This window comes from Okeania sp. (assembly GCF_983059655.1).
On the sequence record NZ_CEZPJD010000684.1, the window covers coordinates 1 to 4,305 of the forward strand.

4 protein-coding genes are annotated in these 4,305 nt (G+C 36.9%); all 4 read right to left on the reverse strand.

Annotated features, from left to right (window positions below; all coding sequences use genetic code 11):
• A partial coding sequence (locus AC3DU7_RS26615) for a ribonuclease catalytic domain-containing protein (protein WP_488042281.1) occupies positions 1–1,999 on the reverse strand: 1,999 nt, incomplete at its 3' end.
• A gap of 280 nt (positions 2,000–2,279) precedes the next feature.
• Positions 2,280–2,498, reverse strand: a complete 219-nt coding sequence (rpsR, locus tag AC3DU7_RS26620; RefSeq protein WP_202220750.1) for a 30S ribosomal protein S18 — start codon at positions 2,496–2,498, stop codon at positions 2,280–2,282.
• A 73-nt stretch (positions 2,499–2,571) separates the two neighbouring features.
• Positions 2,572–2,760 (reverse strand): 50S ribosomal protein L33, encoded by a 189-nt coding sequence (gene rpmG, locus AC3DU7_RS26625; protein ID WP_488042282.1) that lies wholly within the window; start codon positions 2,758–2,760, stop codon positions 2,572–2,574.
• Between the two features lie 33 nt (positions 2,761–2,793).
• Positions 2,794–3,327: an RDD family protein gene (locus AC3DU7_RS26630; protein ID WP_488042283.1), complete on the reverse strand. Its 534-nt coding sequence runs from the start codon at positions 3,325–3,327 to the stop codon at positions 2,794–2,796.
• Between the last annotated feature and the right edge of the window lie 978 nt (positions 3,328–4,305).

A 4,305-nucleotide genomic window follows, 5' to 3' on the forward strand; every position in this document is an offset into this window, starting at 1 on the left:
CTACAGTCGTAATTACTTCCTGGAATATTACCTCATCTTTACGAGGGTCCGCATGGGCAACTTTTACCTCTAGGCGATCGCCCACATTGACAGACCGACCAAACCGCATTGCTAACTCTAACCCCAACTCTTCCAATAACACCAAGCCTAAATTAATTTCTTCTTTCAACCACCGAATTATTAATGCTTGCCAAACCTCATCAGAATTACGTCGCAAATATTCCAGTCCCCAGTAACGGTTAGTACATCTTTCCACGCTAGAAGCTTCTTTGACAGCAGGAACTAAACTCATTACTATTTCTTGCATCTGGTCTCGAGTAAATGGTAACTCCTCTCCTCGTAAATGAGCTTTAATTTGAAAGTGAGCTAATAGATCGCTATAACGCCGAATTGGAGAAGTAACCTGAACGTAAGTTTCTAAGGCCAAACTGGCGTGACGAGCTGGTATTATACCCATCTCACTTTTAGGCATACATCTACGCATGGCACAAGAGCGAACTGGCCCAGCAGGCAATAATATTAGTTCGGCCTCTGGTGGCAGCTCTGGTTGGGGTTGACTGCGATAGGGAAGCGGAATATTATGTGTTTGACCATATTTTGCCCCTACCTCTCCTGCCAAAATCATCATCTCTGCCACTAGTTGTCTTGATGGCGAGTCGTCCAATACCTCTACTTTCACTTCCTCACCTTCGACTTTAATCACTGACTCTGGCATATATATACTAATAGAGCCTTGTGACTGTCGCCACTGAAATCTTTGTTTAGCCCACTGGTTGAGGGCATGAATTTCTGGCTCTAGCTGAATCTTTAAATGTAACATTTCATCTACATCATCATAAGTCAGACGGTAGGTTGGTTTGATGAAGCTAGCATGAATGCTATAGTCTATAACTGCCCCACTTTCATCTAAAATAATCCCAAAACTCAAGGCACTGCAAATTTGTCCCTGAATCAGACTCATTGGCCCTGTGGCCAACTCTGAGGGGAACATGGGAATCATACCTGTGGGTAAATATAATGTAGTAGTCCTTCGCCTTGCGTCTAGGTCTAACTCATCACCAGGAGTAAGTAAACGAGTCGGGTCAGCAATATGTACCCATATCTTTTGTAGATCGTCTTCTAAAAATTCTATACTGAGGCCATCATCTATTTCTTTGGTGCTTTCATCGTCTATGGTATAGACTTTTAGATGAGTTAAATCCAAACGGTTTGCATCTGGATCTGGTGGAGGAGATTTCAGGCAGCTTTGAGCCACTTCTAGTACCTTGGTAGAAAAATGTTTTGGAATCTGACTACGTCGCAAAAATAAATTTTCATGTTCGCTCCATATACCTAGATCCATTAATAGTTTAAACGCTGCTTCTGGAGCTTCTGGTAATTCTAACATCGCCAAGGTATCCATTGCTTGGGCCCGATGAGAAGCTTCTTCTCCATAAGTCGCCAATTTTTCTATTACATCTAGGCGGTTATAGTCGCTTGGTTGCCACTCTACTTCTTCTCCTGCTAGTCGGTTACGCACTCGGAGCAAAAAGTTTTCTAGTTCTTGTTTTTTTTGCTTTTGGACTTCCTGCTGATGTTTGATTTCTCCTACTTGAGCTACAGGTCGAGGTTCGTAGCGATCGCCTTTTTGCTTAAAGTAGAGTTTATCGTCTGACAATAATATGTACGCTGCATAACATTGGGCTGGTGTTTGTTCTGAAAATAGCAGTAAGGCCATTTCTTCTGGATTTACTGTTTCTGCTTCTTCTACCAGTAGTTCCCATGCTAATTCTATACTTGAAGGGTCTATATAAGTTTCTACTTCCTGAAGAAATTTGGGAATTTCTGATGATTTGTAACCTTCTCCTGCTACTTCATAACTGATTTGCTTTGGAGGTATGCTGTGAGATTGACCATTTTCTTCCACCACGACCCAGTTTTTTTTACCGTCTGGACGTTCTGTTATGGCTAGTCTCCGTTCTCCATGCAATCTAAATTCTATTAATTTTCCCTTCTCCACATTTATATATCCCTATAAATTTTCAACTGCCTTTGACTAGGTTGTGGTATTTTCTAGTTTGAGATTTTTTGACTTTGGCTTTTGTAAGCATTCAGCTATTAGCTATCAGCCTCAAATTTTTTGCACATAATTAGACATCTGGCAAGGGGAGCATTCCGAAACGTCCAAGCTTGGGTTGCTCATCCTCTTTGCGCAAAGCTGACCGCTGACCGCTGAACTGCTGAATACTTTTTAACTTTCTCAGATTTTCCCAAAATCTCAAATCTCAAACACTTTATCTTCAGGTTTCTCGATTAACGTAGGGTAATAAAGCTACTAATCTAGCCCTTTTGATACTTTTCGTTAAATCTCTCTGCTGTTTTGAAGTTAAACCAGTTATTCTTCTTGGCAGAATTTTACCTCTTTCTGTAATATATTTCTTGAGTAGTTCCACATCTTTATAGTCGATTGGATCTCCTGGTTTAATTGGTGATACTCTTTTGCGGAAGTAATTCGCCATTTCTAATTATTTGTTAGTTATTTTTGTTTACGTTTTAACTATTTACTTACTATTTTTAATACTCACTGAATTTTTACTTAATTTCTTTGTGAACTGTATGTTTATTACAGTGAGTACAGAATTTCTTCAATTCTAATCTTGAGGTTGTATTCCTACGGTTTTTAGTTGTTGTATACCTAGACACACCTTGTGAACGTTTGTTAGAACTCGTTCTACATTCTGTGCATTCTAGTGTAATCACTATCCTGACTCCTTTGGCCATTTTTCAGTTTCCATGAATGCTAGACACAAACTATTATCTTCTCATATAACGTTTGGCTTCGTCAACTAGCCACCTTACCTTAATATCTAGGGAGTAACCACGCATTGTTCCCACTACTATTGTCTTGGCTATTCTGTCATGGAAAGCTTGTTGATATCTTTCAATATCTACTAAGGCTACTGTAAAGTCCAAAAATAAAGGCATTATTAGTAGTAAGACAGCAGCATTTCCTGACGTTAAATTACTAATCCCTAGCATGGCCAATGCACCCGATAATGCTAAAATTCCTTCTCGCTTTGATAGTTCTAGGATACCTGGATTTCTTTGGTATCTAGTATCTAAAACTTTCATATCTAGGGCATAATGCCCTATGCTCTGACCATGGTTTTTATGGACAACTATCACTCGTGTTATTATCCAAAGTACCATAAAAAATAAAATAAACGTGAACCAATTATTGCTAATTATGGCGCTCAAAAACCAAACTACTACAGCATCTATACTAAATGCTGCTACACGACGGGATAGAGGTGCTTTTGGCAATTGGGGTATAATATTATCACTCATAAGATAGACCTTAATTATTTTTTGGTCTGGTTAGAAAAATATGTAACTCTTTTATTGACTTTTGTTACTATTCTACAATTTTATCATGTTTTTTATTTGTCAATTTTTGCTGGTTTGACAGATAGAAGCTAATATACATAGTAAGGATTCAGCTATTAGTAGTCAGCTCTTCCTACGGAATGCTGCGCAAACAGTTTTTTAATGAATGAACCAAGTATTTGCTTAACTTCTACTACTTTTTTGAACAAAGAATTAAAGCATAAGAATAACGAGCTTAAATTGTCTATTAAAGGTAATAAAGCTGATAGCTGACCGCTGACTACTGAATGCTTACTATACATAAACTATTAACGAAAAATTGTGGTTTAAAGCCTCCCATTTTAATTAAGGGGATAAGAAATAAAAAATTTCATGATTAGTCAATCCTATTATTTTCAAGGAGAGGTAATTATTAATTGTTGAATGGTAGCCATACAGTAGGACTAATCCAATTTGATTGGCTAAGTTAATAAGTAGTTATTAAATTGAATTTCATATTAAAATTAATTAGATCAAAAAAATCACTAAAATTTAGGAATTACAATGTAAATATTTCCTGCGGAATGCTACGTAAGATAGCTATTAGTATTCAGCATTTTTCCCTGTTGCCTAAAACAAATGAATGCACGAACCTTAAAAATATGGGAGTTGCTATACGAAATACTAAAGTTTTTGCTACAAATATGTATGGGTGTTTCAAATAGGTAGAGGATACATCGGATTGGCGATGTACAGGAGTTAGCAAGAATAACCTATATATGATTTAGTTAAAGTCAAACTCTATTTTTAGTAAAATCGACATTTCTAGATAAAGCCTTTTAAACAAGAAAACTATTCGTAGCATTCTTTTTGATATTTCATATAACATCTACTACTAAAAAACTAATGGAAGTGTAGTAAAATAAAAATAGCATCGTCATCAAAAAAATCATAGTTAAT